This window comes from Paraburkholderia metrosideri (assembly GCF_904848625.1).
GTDB lineage: Bacteria > Pseudomonadota > Gammaproteobacteria > Burkholderiales > Burkholderiaceae > Paraburkholderia > Paraburkholderia metrosideri.
Map to the genome: position 1 here is coordinate 12,794 of NZ_CAJHCP010000011.1, position 16,962 is coordinate 29,755.

12 protein-coding genes are annotated in these 16,962 nt (G+C 64.0%); 5 read left to right on the plus strand and 7 right to left on the minus strand.

Annotation, left to right across the window (positions count from 1 at the left end):
- Nucleotides 1-13: 13 nt before the first annotated feature.
- From LMG28727_RS23725 to LMG28727_RS23740, 4 genes are all read right to left on the minus strand, one after another.
- Complete coding sequence (locus LMG28727_RS23725) at nucleotides 14-1,393, minus strand: amidase (protein WP_201644763.1); 1,380 nt, start codon at nucleotides 1,391-1,393, stop codon at nucleotides 14-16.
- Nucleotides 1,394-1,474: 81 nt separating this feature from the next.
- On the minus strand, nucleotides 1,475-2,155 hold the full coding sequence (locus tag LMG28727_RS23730; protein WP_201644764.1) for a GntR family transcriptional regulator: 681 nt from the start codon (nucleotides 2,153-2,155) through the stop codon (nucleotides 1,475-1,477).
- A 66-nt stretch (nucleotides 2,156-2,221) separates the two neighbouring features.
- Complete coding sequence (locus LMG28727_RS23735; protein ID WP_201644765.1) at nucleotides 2,222-3,574, minus strand: MFS transporter; 1,353 nt, start codon at nucleotides 3,572-3,574, stop codon at nucleotides 2,222-2,224.
- Between the two features lie 7 nt (nucleotides 3,575-3,581).
- A complete protein-coding gene (locus LMG28727_RS23740; RefSeq protein WP_201644766.1) occupies nucleotides 3,582-4,268 on the minus strand; it encodes a DUF2848 domain-containing protein in 687 nt (228 codons plus the stop codon).
- A 212-nt stretch (nucleotides 4,269-4,480) separates the two neighbouring features.
- On the opposite strand from LMG28727_RS23740, the gene LMG28727_RS23745 reads away from it, so the two are divergent.
- The 3 genes from LMG28727_RS23745 (at nucleotide 4,481) to LMG28727_RS23755 (ending at nucleotide 9,283) form a co-directional block, all read left to right on the plus strand.
- Complete coding sequence (locus tag LMG28727_RS23745; protein ID WP_201644767.1) at nucleotides 4,481-6,238, plus strand: cation:proton antiporter; 1,758 nt, start codon at nucleotides 4,481-4,483, stop codon at nucleotides 6,236-6,238.
- Nucleotides 6,239-6,406: 168 nt separating this feature from the next.
- Complete coding sequence (locus LMG28727_RS23750) at nucleotides 6,407-8,017, plus strand: gamma-glutamyl-gamma-aminobutyrate hydrolase family protein (protein ID WP_201644768.1); 1,611 nt, start codon at nucleotides 6,407-6,409, stop codon at nucleotides 8,015-8,017.
- A 543-nt stretch (nucleotides 8,018-8,560) separates the two neighbouring features.
- Nucleotides 8,561-9,283, plus strand: coding sequence for a DUF2968 domain-containing protein (locus LMG28727_RS23755; RefSeq protein ID WP_201644769.1), 723 nt, complete (start codon nucleotides 8,561-8,563; stop codon nucleotides 9,281-9,283).
- Between the two features lie 81 nt (nucleotides 9,284-9,364).
- Here the strand turns inward: LMG28727_RS23755 and LMG28727_RS23760 are convergent, their stop codons facing one another.
- Together LMG28727_RS23760 and LMG28727_RS23765 are read right to left on the minus strand one after the other, a co-directional pair.
- On the minus strand, nucleotides 9,365-10,456 hold the full coding sequence (locus LMG28727_RS23760; RefSeq protein WP_201644770.1) for a hypothetical protein: 1,092 nt from the start codon (nucleotides 10,454-10,456) through the stop codon (nucleotides 9,365-9,367).
- Nucleotides 10,457-10,796: 340 nt separating this feature from the next.
- Nucleotides 10,797-11,321 carry a GNAT family N-acetyltransferase gene (locus tag LMG28727_RS23765; RefSeq protein ID WP_201644771.1) on the minus strand — a complete coding sequence of 175 codons (525 nt, stop codon included), beginning with the start codon at nucleotides 11,319-11,321 and terminating at the stop codon, nucleotides 10,797-10,799.
- A gap of 302 nt (nucleotides 11,322-11,623) precedes the next feature.
- On the opposite strand from LMG28727_RS23765, the gene tcuC reads away from it, so the two are divergent.
- On the plus strand, nucleotides 11,624-12,925 hold the full coding sequence (tcuC, locus tag LMG28727_RS23770; protein WP_201644772.1) for an MFS transporter: 1,302 nt from the start codon (nucleotides 11,624-11,626) through the stop codon (nucleotides 12,923-12,925).
- Between the two features lie 281 nt (nucleotides 12,926-13,206).
- Here the strand turns inward: tcuC and LMG28727_RS23775 are convergent, their stop codons facing one another.
- On the minus strand, nucleotides 13,207-15,054 hold the full coding sequence (locus LMG28727_RS23775; RefSeq protein ID WP_201644773.1) for a tetratricopeptide repeat protein: 1,848 nt from the start codon (nucleotides 15,052-15,054) through the stop codon (nucleotides 13,207-13,209).
- A 183-nt stretch (nucleotides 15,055-15,237) separates the two neighbouring features.
- On the opposite strand from LMG28727_RS23775, the gene LMG28727_RS23780 reads away from it, so the two are divergent.
- Nucleotides 15,238-16,962: an FAD-dependent monooxygenase gene (locus LMG28727_RS23780; RefSeq protein ID WP_201644774.1), complete on the plus strand. Its 1,725-nt coding sequence runs from the start codon at nucleotides 15,238-15,240 to the stop codon at nucleotides 16,960-16,962.

Below are 16,962 nucleotides of genomic sequence, written 5' to 3' on the forward strand. Positions count from 1 at the left end.
TGCGTCGCCCGCACTAACGGATCGCGTTGAGCACCGCTTCGGCGGCGCGGCCGATGGCCAGCAGCGCATCGTCGGCATGCGGGGCACCGGCCAGCATCAGCCCGACCGGCGCGTCGCCGCGCAAGTGGCAGGGCAGCGACAGCGCGCAGGTGTCGAGAAAGTTAAAGGCGCTCGGATTGCGCAGGATCAGCGCGTTGGTGCGGCCGAACGCATCGTCGTCGTGAACCAGATCGGCCACGCGCGGCGGCACGACCGGCACCGTGGGCGCCACCACCGCGTCAAAGCGCTGCCACAGCGTGCGGGCGGCTTCGTCCAGCATCGCCGCGCGCTCGGCGAGCAGGTCCAGATAATCGACCGCGCTGGCCGGTTGCCCTTTCAGGATGCGCACCAGCACGCGCGGATCATATTGTTCGCGATGTTTTTCCAGCAACGGACGATGCCACGCATACGCCTCGATCGGCGAAAAGCCGAAGCGGTTGATCTCGGGCAAACGGTCGAGCGGCGCGAAGCGCACTTCGCTGACAATCGCGCCGGCGGCTTCCAGATGTTTGAGCGCGGTGTCGATGGCCGCCGCGACGGCCGGCTCGACGCCGTCGGTGACAAAGTTGGTCAGCACGCCCAGGCGCACGCCTTCGAGCGGCCGGGCCGCCGGGATACGCGGCTCGAGCCCGGCCAGCATCCGGTCGACCAGCGCGCAGCACGCTACCGACACGCCGATCGGCCCGAACGAATCGAGCGTCGGCGAAAGCGGCACGCCGCCCTGTTTGGGGATGCGCGACGCCGTCGGCTTGAAGCCGGTCAACCCGCATAGCGCGGCCGGGATGCGAATCGAGCCGCCGGTGTCGGTGCCCAGCGCGACGGCTGCCATGCCGTCCGCGACCGAGGCCGCCGCGCCCGACGACGATCCGCCCGAAATCCGCTCATCGCCTTTGACCCCGCGCCGGTACGGCGACAGCGGGTGCCCGTAGTGCGGGTTCAGACCGAGCCCGGAGAACGCGAATTCGCTCATATTGGTGCGCCCGACGATCACCGCGCCGGCCCGCTTCAAACGCGCGACCACCACGGCGTCCGCCTTCGCCGCAGGCGCGTCGGCGAGCGCGATGGAGCCGGCGCGGGTCGGCTGGCCTTCGATGTCGAACAGGTCCTTCACCGACACCGGAATCCCGGCGAGCGGCGACAGCACGGTGCCGGCGGCGCGCAGGCGGTCGTGCGCATCGGCGGCGGCGCGGGCGCTGTCGGCGTCGACGTGCATGAACGCGACCGCGCCCTGACCGGCCGGATCGGCGATCCGTTCAAGCGCGGTTTCGACGAGCGCGCGACTCGTGGTGCGTCCGGCGGCGAGGTCGGCGCAAAGCTGGGCAAGCGGCGGGAAGGGCGTGAATTCAGTGGCCATGATGTCGGTGGGAATCCGGTTGATCAGATGGATGCGGCAAATAAAGCGTGCAATGGCAAGCGCGTGCGGCGCGGCGTGCGCTCAGATGCGATTGAACAGTGTCGCGCGGAACGCCTCGATATGCTTTTGCACCGATTGACGGGCGCCTTCGGCATCGCGCTCGCGCAGCAGGCGAAACAGTTCGAGATGCTCCTCGTGGACGTCTTCGAGATGATGCGGCTCGGACAGCGAAATGAACCAGAAGCGCAGCGAGCGTTCGTGCAGTCCGCGCAGGATATCGGCCAGCACCGGGTTGCGCGAGGCGGCGGAAATCGCCAGATGAAACTCGCGGTCGATATCCATCATGCCTTCAATGTCGTGCGCGGCGACGCAGACCGACGAGCGCTCCAGCAGCGCCTGCATCGCGTCGTAATCGTGTTGCTGCGCGTGGCGGGCGGCCAGCTCCACGCAGTAGCTTTCGTTGACGACGCGCACGTCGATGATCGCCAGCACGTCGTCGAGCGAAACCGGCCGGACCATGATGCCTTTTCTCGGCATGATGGTCAGCATCCCTTCGTGCACCAGCCGGTGCAGGGCCTGGTGAACCGGCGTTCTGCCGATCCCGGTCAGCGCCATCAATTCCGCTTCGTTGAGCACCTCGCTCGGCCGAAGCCGCATCGTGATGATCTCGCGCTTGACGAACGCATAGGCCTGTTCGGCGAGGCTTGCGGCGGCGGTCGCGCGCGGGGGCGGGGAAGGGCGGGCAGTCTGCTGGAGCGTCATGGGAAGAGCAAGCGGGCGATGTCGTCCGCATTGTAGAGCAAGGTTTTGCGTGAACGGCGCGGCAACTCAGGCACGCCCCGGCGAAACCGCCGCCGCGTGCTGCACCTTGACGCGCGGCATCATCAGCGTGACCAGCCCGCCGACGATCAATGCCCCCGCAATCAGCACGAGCCCGAACGTCACGCTATGCGTGGCATCCTTGACGATGCCGAGCACGTACGGGCTCACATAGCCGGCCAGGTTGGCAATCGAGTTGATCACCGCAATGCCGGCGACGGCCGCCGTGCCTTGCAGGAAGGTCGTCGACATCGACCAGAAGATGCCGAAGCCGGCGAGGATGCCGACATACGCGATCGACAAACCGGTGACCGCAAGCGGAATCGAATTCGTCACCGACGCGCTGCCGAGCAGCCCCGCCGCGCCGATGAAGCAGCACACCGCGTAGTGCCAGCGCCGCTCGCCGGTCATGTCCGACGACCGGCCGATCAGGATCATGCCGATGCCCGCCGCCAGATAAGGGATCGCAGTGACGAAGCCATTGGTGACGAGGTTCGTCACGCCGAGATCCTTGACGATCTGCGGCAGCCAGAACGAAAAACCCGCATTGCCGGTGACGAGGCAGAAGTAGATCAGCGTGAGCATCCAGAAGCGGCCCGAGCGCAACGCGGCCGCCAGGCTATGCTCGGCGCCGGCCGCTGCGGCCGCACTGTTTTCCCGCGCGAGGCGGCTGAGGATCACGCGCTTTTCGTCGGCGCTGAGCCATGCGGCTTCGGCGGGCGTGTTGCGCAGCACGGCGAGTGCCCAGAAGCCCGCGAGGATCGACGGAATGCCTTCGATCAGGAACATCCACTGCCAGCCGCGCAGGCCGTGCGCATCATGCAGCGCCGACATCAGGAAGCCCGACAACGGCGCGCCGATGATGCCCGCCACCGGAATCGCCGCCATGAACACCGCGACCATCCGCGCGCGCCGGTCGGACGGAAACCAGAAGGTGAGATACAGCACCACGCCCGGCACCAGGCCGGCTTCCGCGACGCCGAGGAAAAAGCGCAGCACGTAGAACATCGTTTCGCTGCGCACGAACATCATCACGCACGACAGCAGGCCCCACAGCATCGTGATGCGGGCGATCGTGGCGCGTGCGCCGAATTTCTTCAGCAGCAGATTGCTCGGCACTTCGAACATGAAGTAGCCGAAGAAAAAGATCCCCGCGCCGAGTCCGTACGCCGCGTTCGACAGGCCCAGATCGCCGGTGAACTGAAGCTTCGCGTAACCGATGTTGACGCGGTCCAGGTACGACAGCACATAGACGAGAAACAGGAACGGCATGATGCGCCAGGTGATCTTGCGCAACGCGCTGGCTTCGAGCCACGCGTCGGACGACGCCGCGGCGCTGGCGGATAGCGAGGGGGAGCTCATGCGTGCCTCATTCGACGATAGGTAGCGCGCGCACGCGATACGCGTGGCGCAGCGTGCGGTTCAGGATGGGATCGTGCAATTCGAGTTCGAGCGCGTCGTTATCGGCCATCCCGACGATGCCGCCTTGTACTGCCAGCGTGCCGCAGAACATCGCCGCGCCCTGCGTGAGCGGCGCGCGCGCGAGCAGGTCGGCGGCCGGCAGCAACGACGCGACGCTGCCTTGTTGATACACGCGCCGCTCGCCATTGGCGAGCGCGTAGGCGCGCAATTCCAGTTGATCCCAGTGATCCGCCACCTCGTCGAAACGCCACGCGTCGCGTGCCAGCGGCTTCGGGCAGACCTGCTTGGAGACGGTCACGCCGTACGCCTCGACCTCGCGGTCGGTGTGATCCGAGCCGATCGTGACGAGCAGGCCCGTGCGGCCCTGCACCAGCACGCATTCCGCCTCGCCGCTGGACTTTACGCCGACCACGTCGATCTGTTCGGCCTGGGTCAGTAATTCCGCGCCGAGACGATAGAAGCACGGCGTAGTGGACGGCCGCTTCACGCCGAGTTCGGCCAGCTCGGCGATGTGATGTTCGATGGCGGCCTGGTCGCGCCCGGCCCAACCGGCGATAGTCAGGCGATTCACATCGACATGCTCAGCACGGCTCTGGCCGGCGCGGTCTACCACATTGAAGGACAACGGCTGCATCACTCGACTCCAAAGAAAATATGCGTCAAATATTATTGTGATATTTCACTGGAGTCCAGCGCGTTTCAAAAATATTCCTGGCTGAGCAACGGCGGCTGGCCGCGGCATCCGGCGGTAACCCCGCGCCCTTCGGAGGTTTGCGCGATCTGGCATGGGCGGTTCGGCTGTTACACTGCGCCTTTTAAAGATTACTTTCTGTAAGGAACGCATTTATGCATCAGGGCATCGGCTTCATTCAGGATCTGGCGGTCGTGATGGCGCTGGCCGGCGTCGTTACAGTGCTGTTCCATCGCCTGAAGCAGCCGGTGGTGCTGGGCTATATCGCGGCCGGCGTGATCATCGGTCCGTACACGCCGCCGTTCCAGTTGATCCACGACGAGCAGACCATTCAGACACTCGGCGAACTCGGCGTGGTGTTCCTGATGTTCTCGCTCGGCCTCGAATTCAGTTTGCGCAAGCTGTTCCAGGTGGGCGCGACGGCGATTGTCGCGGCGCTGTCCGAAATCGTGCTGATGCTGTGGATCGGCTACGAGATTGGCCGCGTGTTCGGCTGGAGTTCGATGGACTCGCTGTTTCTCGGCGCGATGCTGGCGATCTCGTCGACCACCATCATCGTCAAGGCGCTGTCCGATCTGGGCCTGAAGCGCGAGAGCTTCGCGCAGCTTGTGTTCGGTATTCTGATCGTCGAGGACATTCTCGCGATTGCGATGCTGGTGCTGCTGACCGGCATCGCCCAGACCGGGCAACTGAGCGCCGGCCTCGCGATGGTCACGCTCGGCAAGCTGATGCTGTTCATGACGGTGTCGCTGGTGGTCGGGATTCTGGTGGTCCCGCGCGTGCTGAACTACGTAGCGCGCACACGCAGCGACGAGATGCTGCTGGTGACCGTGCTCGGCTTCTGCTTCGGCTTCTGTCTGCTGGTGGTCAAGCTCGATTACAGCATTGCGCTCGGTGCGTTCCTGATTGGTGCAATCATGGCCGAGTCGCGCCATCTGCGTCGCATCGAACATCTGATTGCGCCGCTGCGCGACGCGTTTTCCGCAATCTTCTTCGTAACGATCGGGCTGATGCTGAACCCGGCCGTGCTGCTCGATTACGCGTGGCCGATCGCGCTGATCACGGTCGCGGTGATCTTCGGCAAGCTGATCTCGTGCGGGCTCGGCACCTTTCTCGCGGGCAAGGACGGACGCACGGCGATGCGGGTCGGCATGACCGTTTCGCAGATCGGCGAGTTCTCGTTCATCATCGCCTCGCTCGGTTTGACGTTGAAGGTGACCAGCGCGTTTCTGTATCCGATTGCGGTGGCGGTGTCGGTATTGACCACGCTTTGCACGCCGTATCTGATCCGCGCCGCCGATCCGCTGACGCGCCGCCTGGGCAACGCGATGCCGCCGATGCTTGCCAACCTGTTCGGTCTCTACGGCCAATGGTTGCGCAGCCTGAGCACCGAAACCGGCGAGCTCACGCTGTTCAGCATGACGCGGCGAATCATTCTGCAGATTGCCGTCAATCTCGCGCTGGTCGCCGCGATCTTTCTGATCGTGTCGTATAGCGCGCCTTATACCGTGACGTTTCTCGCGCGCTGGCTAAGTTCGGAACCGATGCAGCGTGTGGTGCTATGGAGCCTCGCGCTAGTGGTGTCGATGCCGTTTCTGGTCGCGGTCTATCGCAAGACCAAGTCGCTCGCGTTGCTGCTGGCCGAAGTCAGCGTGCAGCCGGCGACGGCGGGGCGCCTCACGAGTGCGCTGCGTTATGCGATTTCCGATCTGGTGCCGGTGGTGTCGATGGTCGGCGTTTTTCTGCTGGTCGCGGCGCTGTCGGGCAGTATTTTGCCGCCCACTGGTCTGCTCGCCGTGGTGTTGATCTGCGCGGCGTTGCTGCTGGCGCTCGTGTGGCGCTGGTGCGTGAAGATCCATGCAGCGATGCAGATTGCGCTGCGCGATACGTTCAACGAACAGCCGGACCCTTGAATGACGGGTGGCGTTGGCGCGCGTCATTCAGGAAAGCAAAAAAAGGGAGTTCCCCGCGCGCGCCGGTGACAATGTGAGCAATTGTGTGCGCGTTTGCCGGGTTTGCAGCGCTAGCGGATAATCAGGGCATATTCATTCGTTCGCGTGGAAGGCGCCTGTCTGACTGTCATGAGCGAAAACAAACCTGAAAACGCCGGTACGCCCGGCAGCCCATCGTCGCCTGCACCGTCCGGTGCTACTACTGGCGTCCCCTCCAGCGCTACACCCGGCGCGCCGAAACCCGGCGCCGCACCGGCTGAGCCCGCCGCTTCGCTACCTCCTTCACATGAAGATGCGATCCAGTCGCCGATGAAAGATGTCGTGTCAAAGGCGCAAGAGGGGACCACGACGCCCGCTGCGCCGGTCGAGGCACCGCCGAGCACCGTCCGTTCAACTGCGCTGCCGGACGATGCGCCGGCCCATACGCAGGTTGCATCGGACGCGGCGGAGGAAGCGGCAGTGAGGTCGTCGACCGACGATCCCGACAGTGCGTCCGCCGTCACGCCCACCGATCCGCAAACGGCCCGGCAACGTGACGCGGCCGAAGCGCGAAGTTCGGCCGCGGCCTCCACCGCGAAGCAGGAGGCGGCGGTTCACGAACGGGAAGCGCGGCACGGCGGTGCACGCTTCGAGCACGCCGCCGCCACCAGAACCGTGCCGCCGGTTGCACCGACACTCAGCAGCAGCGACCCGGTTGCCGGCGAACTGACCACCACCGTCGACGTCGAAGACGTCGTCGAAAACGAGGGCGGCGCGGGCTCCGCGTCGCGCCCGGCGGGTGCGCCGCCACCGGGTTTTGGCGCGGCACCCGATTTCACGGCGACCAATCCGCCGCCGCCGAACGCGCTGCCGCCTTCGCCGCCGCGCTATCTGAAGCAGAACGATTCGGCGTGGACGGTGTTTGGCCGGATCATCGCGGCCCGCGCGCGGCAATTGTTCGATCGCGCGGGTCAACGGATCACGCAACGCACACTGCGGATCGGCGTGTCGGCGCGCATCTTCCACCCGGAACCGGGCGCGAAAGGCTTGCGCGGCAAGACCTTGCAATATCTCGAGGAATCGATCGCCCATTGGGTGATGTCGCGCGACGTGCTCGTGTTCATGATTCCGACCGTGGGTCATCAGGGCATGCTGCATCCGAGCAATATCCGTTTGCGCGATTACGCGAAGCATCTCGACGGGCTGCTGCTGCAAGGCGGCGCCGACGTGTCGCCGCAGTCCTACGCGGAAGCGGCCACCAGCCACGAATGGCCGGGCGACCGTGTGCGCGACATGTACGAGCTCGAACTGCTGCATGAGTTCATCGAGTCGGGCAAGCCGGTGCTTGGCGTGTGCCGTGGCTGTCAACTGATCAATGTGGCGTTTGGCGGCACGCTGTATCAGGACATCGCTACCGACGTGCCGACCGCCGGCGCACACGTCAACGAGAACTACGATCAGCATCGGCATGGAATCCATTTCCCGGACGGCTCGACGCTAGCCAATATGTTCCCGGGCCGGCGCGATGCGATCGTCAACTCGATTCACCATCAGGCGGTCAAGACACTCGGGCGCGATCTTAATATCGAGGCGGTGTCGGCATCGGACGGCATCATCGAAGCAGTCCGTTATCGGCGTGCGCCTTTCGTGATGGGCGTGCAATGGCATCCGGAATTTCATCGCGCGGGCGGCCCGGAGTTGCTCGATTGCACGCCGCTGCTCGATACGTTCCTGCGCGTGGCGCGCGAAACGCGGTTTTAATACCGCTGGTTTTCGGATAGGGCTGATGCCCTTATGCAGACCAGGCTTTAGTCAGGGCAGCTTGATGCCTGGCTAAAGCTTCGGTCGATTCCGGCCTGACCCGGCGAACAAGGTTGCGCCATGAGATCGCCGTTTGTCACTATCGCGATAGTCAGGCATCTGATTGTTTGATGCGTGAGCCCACCGCGTCGAGTTGTCCACGCGAGATCGTCGATCGCCGCGCTTTTTCATTCCGCCTGCAGAAACGCGACAAACCGCGAAGCATTTTCACAATCGCGGAACGCCCCAGCATGGCAACGCCGCTCGATGTCGTATTCGCGCAAATACAGCCCGCGCGCGCAATCGTTTCTGCGAGGCGGATCGCTTTATTTTGCCCTCATCCGAACCAAATTTTTTCGCGATAAGCGACGCCTTTACACGGAATGAATCATCACCGGTTTATCTCGATTTGAGCCTGATCCATGCAGCATTTGAATGCTTCGCTTAACGGCCAATCCGCGCGATAATCGCCGGCTGTTTTGGAATTGCCTGGAGCAAGGACGTATGACGTATCCCCCCATTGTGCGGCGCGCTGCATTGCTTGCGACCGCGTGCGCATTGTTGCAGCACGCCGGTCTCGCGCTGGCTACGCAAACCGACGAGGCTGCGCCTGTCGCGGGCACGCGCCCGGCCATCAGCGCGCTAACGGCACAGCCCGATGCGGTGTCGGCTGCCTTGTCCGGCACCCCGGCGAGCACCCCCGAGGTGACGGCCGACGCGCAAGGCAACGTCGCCGAGTTGATGCGGATGATTCACGACGAAAAACTGAGCGAGTTGCGCACCACGTATAACGGCAGTTACGGCGCGAGCCTGTTTTTCTATCCCGATGACATGGCGTACTACGTCGCGCTATTTCAGGACAAACATTTCTGGCGGGTGATCAAGTCCGGCGATGCAGAGCGGGCGCAAGCCATTTACACCGGCTTCGTCCAGCAGACGGTGCAACTGTCGGACGTCGAGATTCGCCGCACGCAGTTGCAGGCGCAGAAAGCATCTATCCAGAACGTGATTGCATTGTCTGAAGATCGCGCAAGACGTTTGCAGGCTGATCTGAACGTCGCGCGTACGCAGCAGGCGCGGGTCAATGACTATCAGCGTCAGACGCAAGGTGAAGCGGCGGCGTTGAGTGCGGAGAAGGCGAGGGCGCAAGCGCAATTGCGTCAGTTGCAAAGCGAAGTCACGCAGTTGCAGCAGCAGACGGAATTGGGATTGCCGATCCAGAAGTGACGGCATGAACACAAAAACCCGGTTCTCGTAACCGGGTTTTTTTATGCCGTGATTCTTTGCGGCAACGTGAGCGGTTTGCTTTTACTTAGCGAATTGCTCGGGAACGTCAGTCACTCGACGATGTGAAATACGGCCCATCCATTCGGTCCCATCGGTTTCCGCGAGATGACTGGACGTTGCAGCGCGCGGGCCCGGCGCGATATCGCGGAGATGGGTTGCCGCCGACATCGTCACGGATGCGTAGTCGTCGACACCTAATCCGGCTGGCGCGAATGGCGAATAGTCTCCGGCGACAGACGGCGCAGGCGGACTGCGCTGAGCGATTGCCGGGACAGTGATGCGCGGCCGCTCATGCCGTTTTGCGGTGCCACGCGGTAAAGCATTGTCGGTGACGTTTCGTGTGAGGCCACGACCAACGGTTGTGCGCGCGCGGCCCGATTTTTCGCTGAACGAGTTTGTGTTGCCACGATGCATGATGGTCTCGTTACCGGAGACATTTCTGGAAGCCGACGCCATCCCAGGAGCGGGAACAGCGACAGGCTTCGCATCTACACGAGCCAACGTCGTGCTACTAACCTTCGCGCCTGAATCGCGACGATGCGTTTCTCCGGTCGCTGCCATGTCAGGCACTGTGCGCTGCGTCGGCTCCGAACTACCGCTGACAACCGTCATATCCGCAGGCCTCAGGCTACTGGCCGGATAACGATGCTCGGGATGACCCAACGCAACCCACGCAAGCGCAGCCACACCGCCTATTACGCACGCGCCGCCAGCTAACGCCCCCCAATGAATCGCCCGATCGCCCGGTGCACGAGACCCAGGTGCCTCGATCGTCGTCGAGCGAACCGCATGATCGACGGGAACGCGCGGGTCTGCCTCACGCGGCGCGGCACCAACATAGGCGCGCTCAAACGTCGATGCCGAAGTCGCCAAACTCGCCGCAGCGCGCCGCGTATCCAATGGCACCCACTGACAGAACGAGAGGATTGCCTGATCGGTCAGGCAGAAGGTATGCAGCACGGCGGCGTAGAGCGCCTTGAGTTCTGCGCGCCAGTTGCGCACCGGCGGAAGCAGCGCCCAGTCACGGCCAAACGACGCTGGGACGTAGCGCAGCGGGCGCAAACGCGGCATGGCGATTGCGCCTTCAATCAGGGTAAGGGGAATGGTGGACATGGTCTCTTCCAGCGCCTCGTAGTGGGGCCGCTGACAGGCGGCTGCGGGGTCTGTGGGACTCGGGCTCGGGGCGGTACAGATGAAACGCCTTCTGCGCGTGGCGACCGAAACCGTGAAAACTCGAAAGCCATCGAAGCCAAACGCAGACAAGTGCTGCATTCAACTTCAATGCGAGGTCTCGCGGACGCCACACGGTGAAGCCATCGGGTGCGGAAGATGATGCCAGGAAGCTGCCGCCGTAATGATCAGACAGGTCTGAAAAGAGATCACGGAACGGCCCAATCACACGTGATCGATTGATGAAAAAAGCACCAACGATCCGGCGAGCATGCGTGGGTTTCTAGCGTTCGAGTCTGTACACGTAGCGCAACGCGGTGATGTCCACGCCACCCATGTGATCCGGTTCGGCGCCGGCAAACGTCCAGCCCTGCCGTTCATAAAAGCCGATTGCCGGCGCGTTGCCTTCGAGCACATACAGATACAACTGCGTCTCGCCCTGAGCGCGTGCCCAGTCCTCGGCGGCGCGCATCAGTAGCTTGCCGGCGCCGATGCCCTGATAACCAGGCAGCGCATGCAGGTTATCGAGCAGTACGCCCCACGTGGATTCCGGCTGGCGTTCGACACACATGAAGCCGACCGGCGTACCCGCGAGCTCGGCAATCAGCACGATACGGCGCTCGCCACCCGGCGCGCCCAGCCGTGCTTCCCAATACGCGGCACGTTCGCGCGTGACTTCACCATCGAGAAACGCGTCGGGCAACAAGCCACGATAGGTGGCCTGCCAACTGCTGCTATGGATCGAAGCAATCAGCGCGGCGTCGTCGAGGGTCGCGGGGCGCAGCGAAAGGACGGGAAGAGTTCGCATCGGGTCATCAATCAACGGAAGTGCCAGGGCGGAGAGTCTACCGCGACGATCGCAGGCGCCGTCCGTAAGCGTTCTGTATGCATTTCGCGATCGCGCCATCAACGCTAACATTAGGTGGCGTACGCGTTGCATGATCCGCAACGTTTACCCTGATACCGCGTGAATGCGTCAAGCATGAAAATGCAGCGCCCCCGGCGCGTTATTTTTCGATCCGTCTGCCGGTTCCGCTGCCATCAGCAGCGGCTCGTTTCAACTGCCCTAACGCTACCGTTCATGTGGCGACGGGCTTCTCAGAGAATGTCATGTCTAGTGCGACACACGCCACTTCCGCAGCGGAAGAATCCAAGGTCAAGACAGTTTTCCGTGTGGTCAGCGGTAACTTTCTTGAGATGTACGACTTCATGGTGTACGGCTACTACGCTTCGGCGATTGCGAAGACCTACTTCCCGAGTGGCAATGAATTCGCGTCGTTGATGCTGTCGCTGTCCGTGTTCGGCGCGGGCTTCCTGATGCGTCCACTCGGCGCGATCATTCTCGGCGCATACATCGACCATCACGGCCGGCGCAAAGGCCTGATCCTCACACTCGGCCTGATGGCGCTCGGCACGCTCACGGTCGCAGCCATTCCTGGTTACGCGACGATCGGCATACTTGCGCCGGTTCTCGTGCTGTTCGGGCGGCTGCTGCAGGGCTTCTCGGCCGGGGTCGAACTGGGCGGCGTGTCCGTGTATCTGTCGGAGATCGCGACCAAGGGCAACAAGGGCTTCTATTGCTCGTGGCAGTCGGGTAGCCAGCAGGTTGCAGTGGTGTTCGCCGCGCTGATCGGCGTGATGCTGAACAAGCTGTTGCCCGCCGACCAGATGTTCGCGTGGGGCTGGCGCGTGCCGTTCCTGATCGGCTGCCTGATCGTGCCGTTCCTGTTCCTGATTCGCCGTTCGCTGCAGGAAACCGAAGAGTTCAAGGCGCGCAAGCATCGTCCGAGCATGGGCGAGATCATGAAGTCGATGGCCGCGAACTGGGGCATCGTGCTGGGCGGCATGGGCATGGTCATCATGACCACGGTGTCGTTCTACATGATCACCGCGTACACGCCGACCTTCGGCAAGGAAGTGCTGAAGCTGTCGTCGATCGACACGCTCGTCGTCACGGTCTGTGTCGGCCTGTCGAACCTGGTCTGGTTGCCGCTTGCGGGCGCGTTGTCGGACCGGATCGGGCGCCGTCCGGTTTTGCTGACCTTCACCATCCTCACTATCCTCACCGCGTATCCGGCGCTGCAATGGCTGGTCGGCGAGCCGTCGTTCGTGCGTCTGCTGGCGGTTCAGTTGTGGCTGTCGTTCCTGTACGGCAGCTATAACGGCGCGATGGTCGTGGCGCTGACCGAAGTGATGCCGGTCGAAGTGCGTACGGCCGGTTTCTCGCTCGCGTATAGCCTTGCTACGACGATCGGCGGCTTCACGCCGGCGATCGCAACGTTGCTGATCCACGTCACCAATAACAAGGCGGCGCCGGGTCTGTTCCTTGGCGTGGCGGCGATTTGCGGGTTGATCGCAACGCTGGTGCTGTATCGCACGCCGGAAGCGCGCAATCAGTATCGGGCGGCCTAGCGTCTGCAGGTGTCACGCTTCGGCGTTTGATCCGACAAACAAAAACCCCGTGTTCGTGAGAACGCGGGGTTTTTTGTTGGTGTTGGGCGGTCATGCGGCATCTGCCCGTTCGTGGGCAAACGCAGGCCGTATCCATTCGCGGCAGCAAGCGTCGGTAAGGCGAGTTCAAAGCGACCAAACCAGCACGCGACGGCGAAGCGGATTTGACGCTTTCGAAGCGCCAGGCCTGGCGAAATCGCCGGAGCCGGGCGCCGCGCGTCACTGCTGGAAAGCCTGCTTGCTTAGCCCTCGCGCAACGCCTTCGCCACCGTATTCACCACCTCACCCCACGCGCCGGGCCGGGGTTGCCGAACCAGCGTCGCGCCCGGATACCACGGGCTATCGGTATCGCGATCGAACCAGCGCCAGTCCGCGGCGAACGGCAGCATCAGCCATAGCGGTTTGCGCATCGCCCCGCTCAGATGGGCAATCGACGTGTCGATCGACACGACCGCATCGAGCCGTTCGATGATCGCCGCCGTATCCGCGAAGTCACCGATGCGCGTGTCGAATCGGTGGATCGACGCCGCGCGCGGATGCGCGTCCAGTGCCGAGCGTTCTTCCGCGCTCAACGCGGGCTGCAGCACGATCCAGTCGATTCCGTCGAGCGCGAAGAGCGGATCGAGTTCGGCGAGCGGCATCGAACGGGTTTCGTTCTGCTGCACGCGTCCCGACCACGCAATGCCGATTTTGCGTTTAGCCTGGCCGCCGAGCGAGCCGCGCCATTTGCGCCCATAAGCCGGTGGCACGCTGAGATACGGCGTGCGCGACGGAATCGTGTCGAACGTCGTGCCGAGCGCGAGCGGCAAGCTCAACAACGGGCATTGCAGATCGGCGGCAGGGCGCGGCGCGCGTTGCGCGATCAGCGTGACGCGCCACGCCTGCGCGGCGGGCGCGAGCAACGGCAGCAATGACGGCTGCACTTCGAGCACGACGCGCGCGGCCCGTTGCGCGGCCAGCGGGACGAAACGCACGAACTGCAGCGTATCGCCGAAGCCCTGTTCGGCATGGATCAGCAACGTGCGCTGTTCGATCGGCTCGCCGTGCCAGCGCGGCAAGGTCTGGATGACCGGTTGCGCCATCGCCTGCAAACGCCATTCGTATTCCGGCAGCCCGCGCGCGAAATTGCGCTGCGCGAGCCACGCGAGCGCGCGGTTCATGTGAGCTGACGCGAGATCGGGGCGCAGCCGCAGCGCCTGATCGAAGGCACGCACGGCGGGTGCGTGTGCGCCCAGCGCCTGGTGCGCGCTGCCGAGACTCAACCAGGCAAGCGCGAATTGCGGATCGAGACCGACCGCGCGCTCCAGATACGGCAACGCTTGCGCGTGGTGTCCGAGCGACGCGAGTGCATTGCCCATCCCGAAGATCGCGGGCGGCAGATTGGGCTGTAATGCGAGCGATTGCCCGAACGACACAACCGCTTCCGCATGCCGACCGGTTGCGTCGAACGTATTGGCGAGGTTGAAGTGCGCGGCGACGAAGCGCGGCTCAGCGGCCAGCGCCGCCTGGAAGCACGGTATCGCTTCATCTGCGCGCCCCAACGCATTCAGCGACATGCCCATGTTGTTCAGCGCGCCTGCGTGCCCCGGGCGCAGTTCGAGCGCGCGCCGGAACGACGTAATCGCTTCCGCGTGACGTCCGAGTGCGTGCAGTGCGTTACCCAGGTTGTTGTGCGACGACGCGTCGTCAGGTTGCAGGCGCAGCGATTTCTCGAACGAGTCGGCCGCGTCTTCGTGACGGCCCACCGACGCATACGCGTTGCCGAGGTTGTAATGCGCCATCGGAAACGTCGGCGCGAGCGTCAGCGCGTTGCGGAATTGTTCGATGGCGTCGTCGATCTGGCCCAGCGCTTTCAGCGCGTTGCCCAGATTCAGTTGCAGCGCGGCATCTTCGGGACGCAGGTTCACCGCGCGCCGCACGAGGGCGGCGGCTTCGGCGTGCTGGCCCTGCTGGTGGCGCAGGACGCCCAGCAGATGCAACGCATCGACGTGCACTGGATTGTCGTCGAGCGTTGCGCGGTAGCCGCGTTCGGCGTCGTCGAGGCGGCCGTCACGATGCGCCGCAAAAGCGCGGTCAAATACTTGTTGCATGACGGGGGCTGGCATTTGGGTGAGGCAGAGGCCGCATTTTCCCACACTCGGTGAGGGGCGCCCGGATTTGGGCTCGCACGGCGGGGCGCTAACGGCCCGAAAGCCTTGCCAATGATGCAGCGCAACCTTGACCCCGTATTCGTCGGCGTACACTAGAGCGCACTGTGTCTGCCGGAGTTCCGCATGGACGCTGCTGCAACCGGTGCGTCGCCAGTGCTGATCGTCGGGGCCGGTCCCACCGGACTTGCCGCGGCGATGAGTCTGGCGCGCGCTCATATTCCCGTGCGCCTGATCGATAAGGCGCCGCAACCGAACCCCTGTTCGCGCGCCATCGGCATCCAGGCGCGCACCCTTGAGCTCCTCGAACAGCATCGGCTGATCGAGCCGTTTCTCGAACTCGGTCATCGCGCGCGCATCGCCAATCTGTTTTCGAACGGCATGCGCCTCGCGCAACTCGATTTCGATCCGCTGCACACGCGCTATCCGTATCTGCTGTTTCTCGATCAGTCGGTGACCGAGCGCTTGCTTACCGAGCATCTCGCCACGCTAGGCGTGACAGTTGAGCGGGGCGTCGAGCTGACCATGTTCTCGCAGGGTGCCGCGAGCATTCAGGCGACGTTGCGCCGCGCGGACGGTCATACCGAGACCATGCGTCCGTCGTACCTGATCGCCGCCGATGGCGCGCATAGTGCGATCCGTCATCGGCTGGGGCTGAGCTTCGAGGGGAAGACGTTCGAGCAGACTTTCCTGCTTGCCGATCTGCACGCCGAAACCGACTGGCCGGAAGACGAGTTCCATATTTTCGCGTCGGCCGAGGGGCTGGTGGCGCTGTTTCCGATGGGACATGGCCGGCATCGGCTGATCGCCGATCATGCGGTCGAACCGGCCGCCGTGGCTGCGCCGCCGACGCCTGCGGTGCTCGGCGAACCGCCGCTCGATCAGGTGCCGCCGCCGTCGCTGGAACAATGCAAGGCGTTGATCGCGCGGCGCGTGCGTGAACGGGTCGATGTGTCGGATCTCGCGTGGTCATCGTATTTCCATCTGAATAGCCGGATGGTCGACAGGCTGCGCGTGGGCCGTATTTTCCTCGCCGGCGATGCTGCGCATGTTCACAGCCCGGCGGGCGCGCAAGGGATGAACACCGGCATTCAGGAAGCGTTCAATCTCGGCTGGAAACTGGCGCTAGTGCTGAACGGCGCGGCGCCGGACCGGCTGCTCGATACGTATCACATGGAGCGGCATCCCATTGAGCGTGACGTGTTGCGGCAGACCGGCTTCATCACGCAGATGGCCGAGGCCGATCACGGTCCGCTCAAGCTGCTGCGTGAGCGTGTGATGCCGGTCCTGGCCGCATTAGGGCCGCTGCGCGACGCCGCGCGCCTGACCATCAGCGAATTGTCGATTCAATACCGACGCAGTCCATTGACGCTCGAACGGGTACTCGACGGCGGTCCACGCGCCGGCGAACGCGCGCCGGATGCGCTGGTGCACGTCGTGGACGGGCCGCTGGGCCGCGCGCCGGGTGTCGGCTGCCTGTTTGATCTGCACGACCCGGCGTTTTTCTCGCTGTTTTTGCTGGTGCCGCCGTTGCCGGTAGACGACACGCCACTCGATCCAGCCGCCAAACATGCGCCGCCATCGGACCCGGAACTGGAGCGGCTCACAGCTGAGGTCGAACGATTGCTGCCGGGCGCCGTGCGAATCTGGCGCATCACCGATACGACCGGCGATGGCGGCCCGGCACTGTCCGAGTCGTATGGACGCACGCGGCCGTCGTTCTATCTCGTGCGCCCGGATGGGTATATCAGCGCGCGAGGGCGCACGGGGTCGGACTTGCACGGCCTGTTGCGGCATTGCGAGGCGTGGTTCGCGGTGGGCGGCGAGATACCGGAGCAGGCTGCGCTTTGA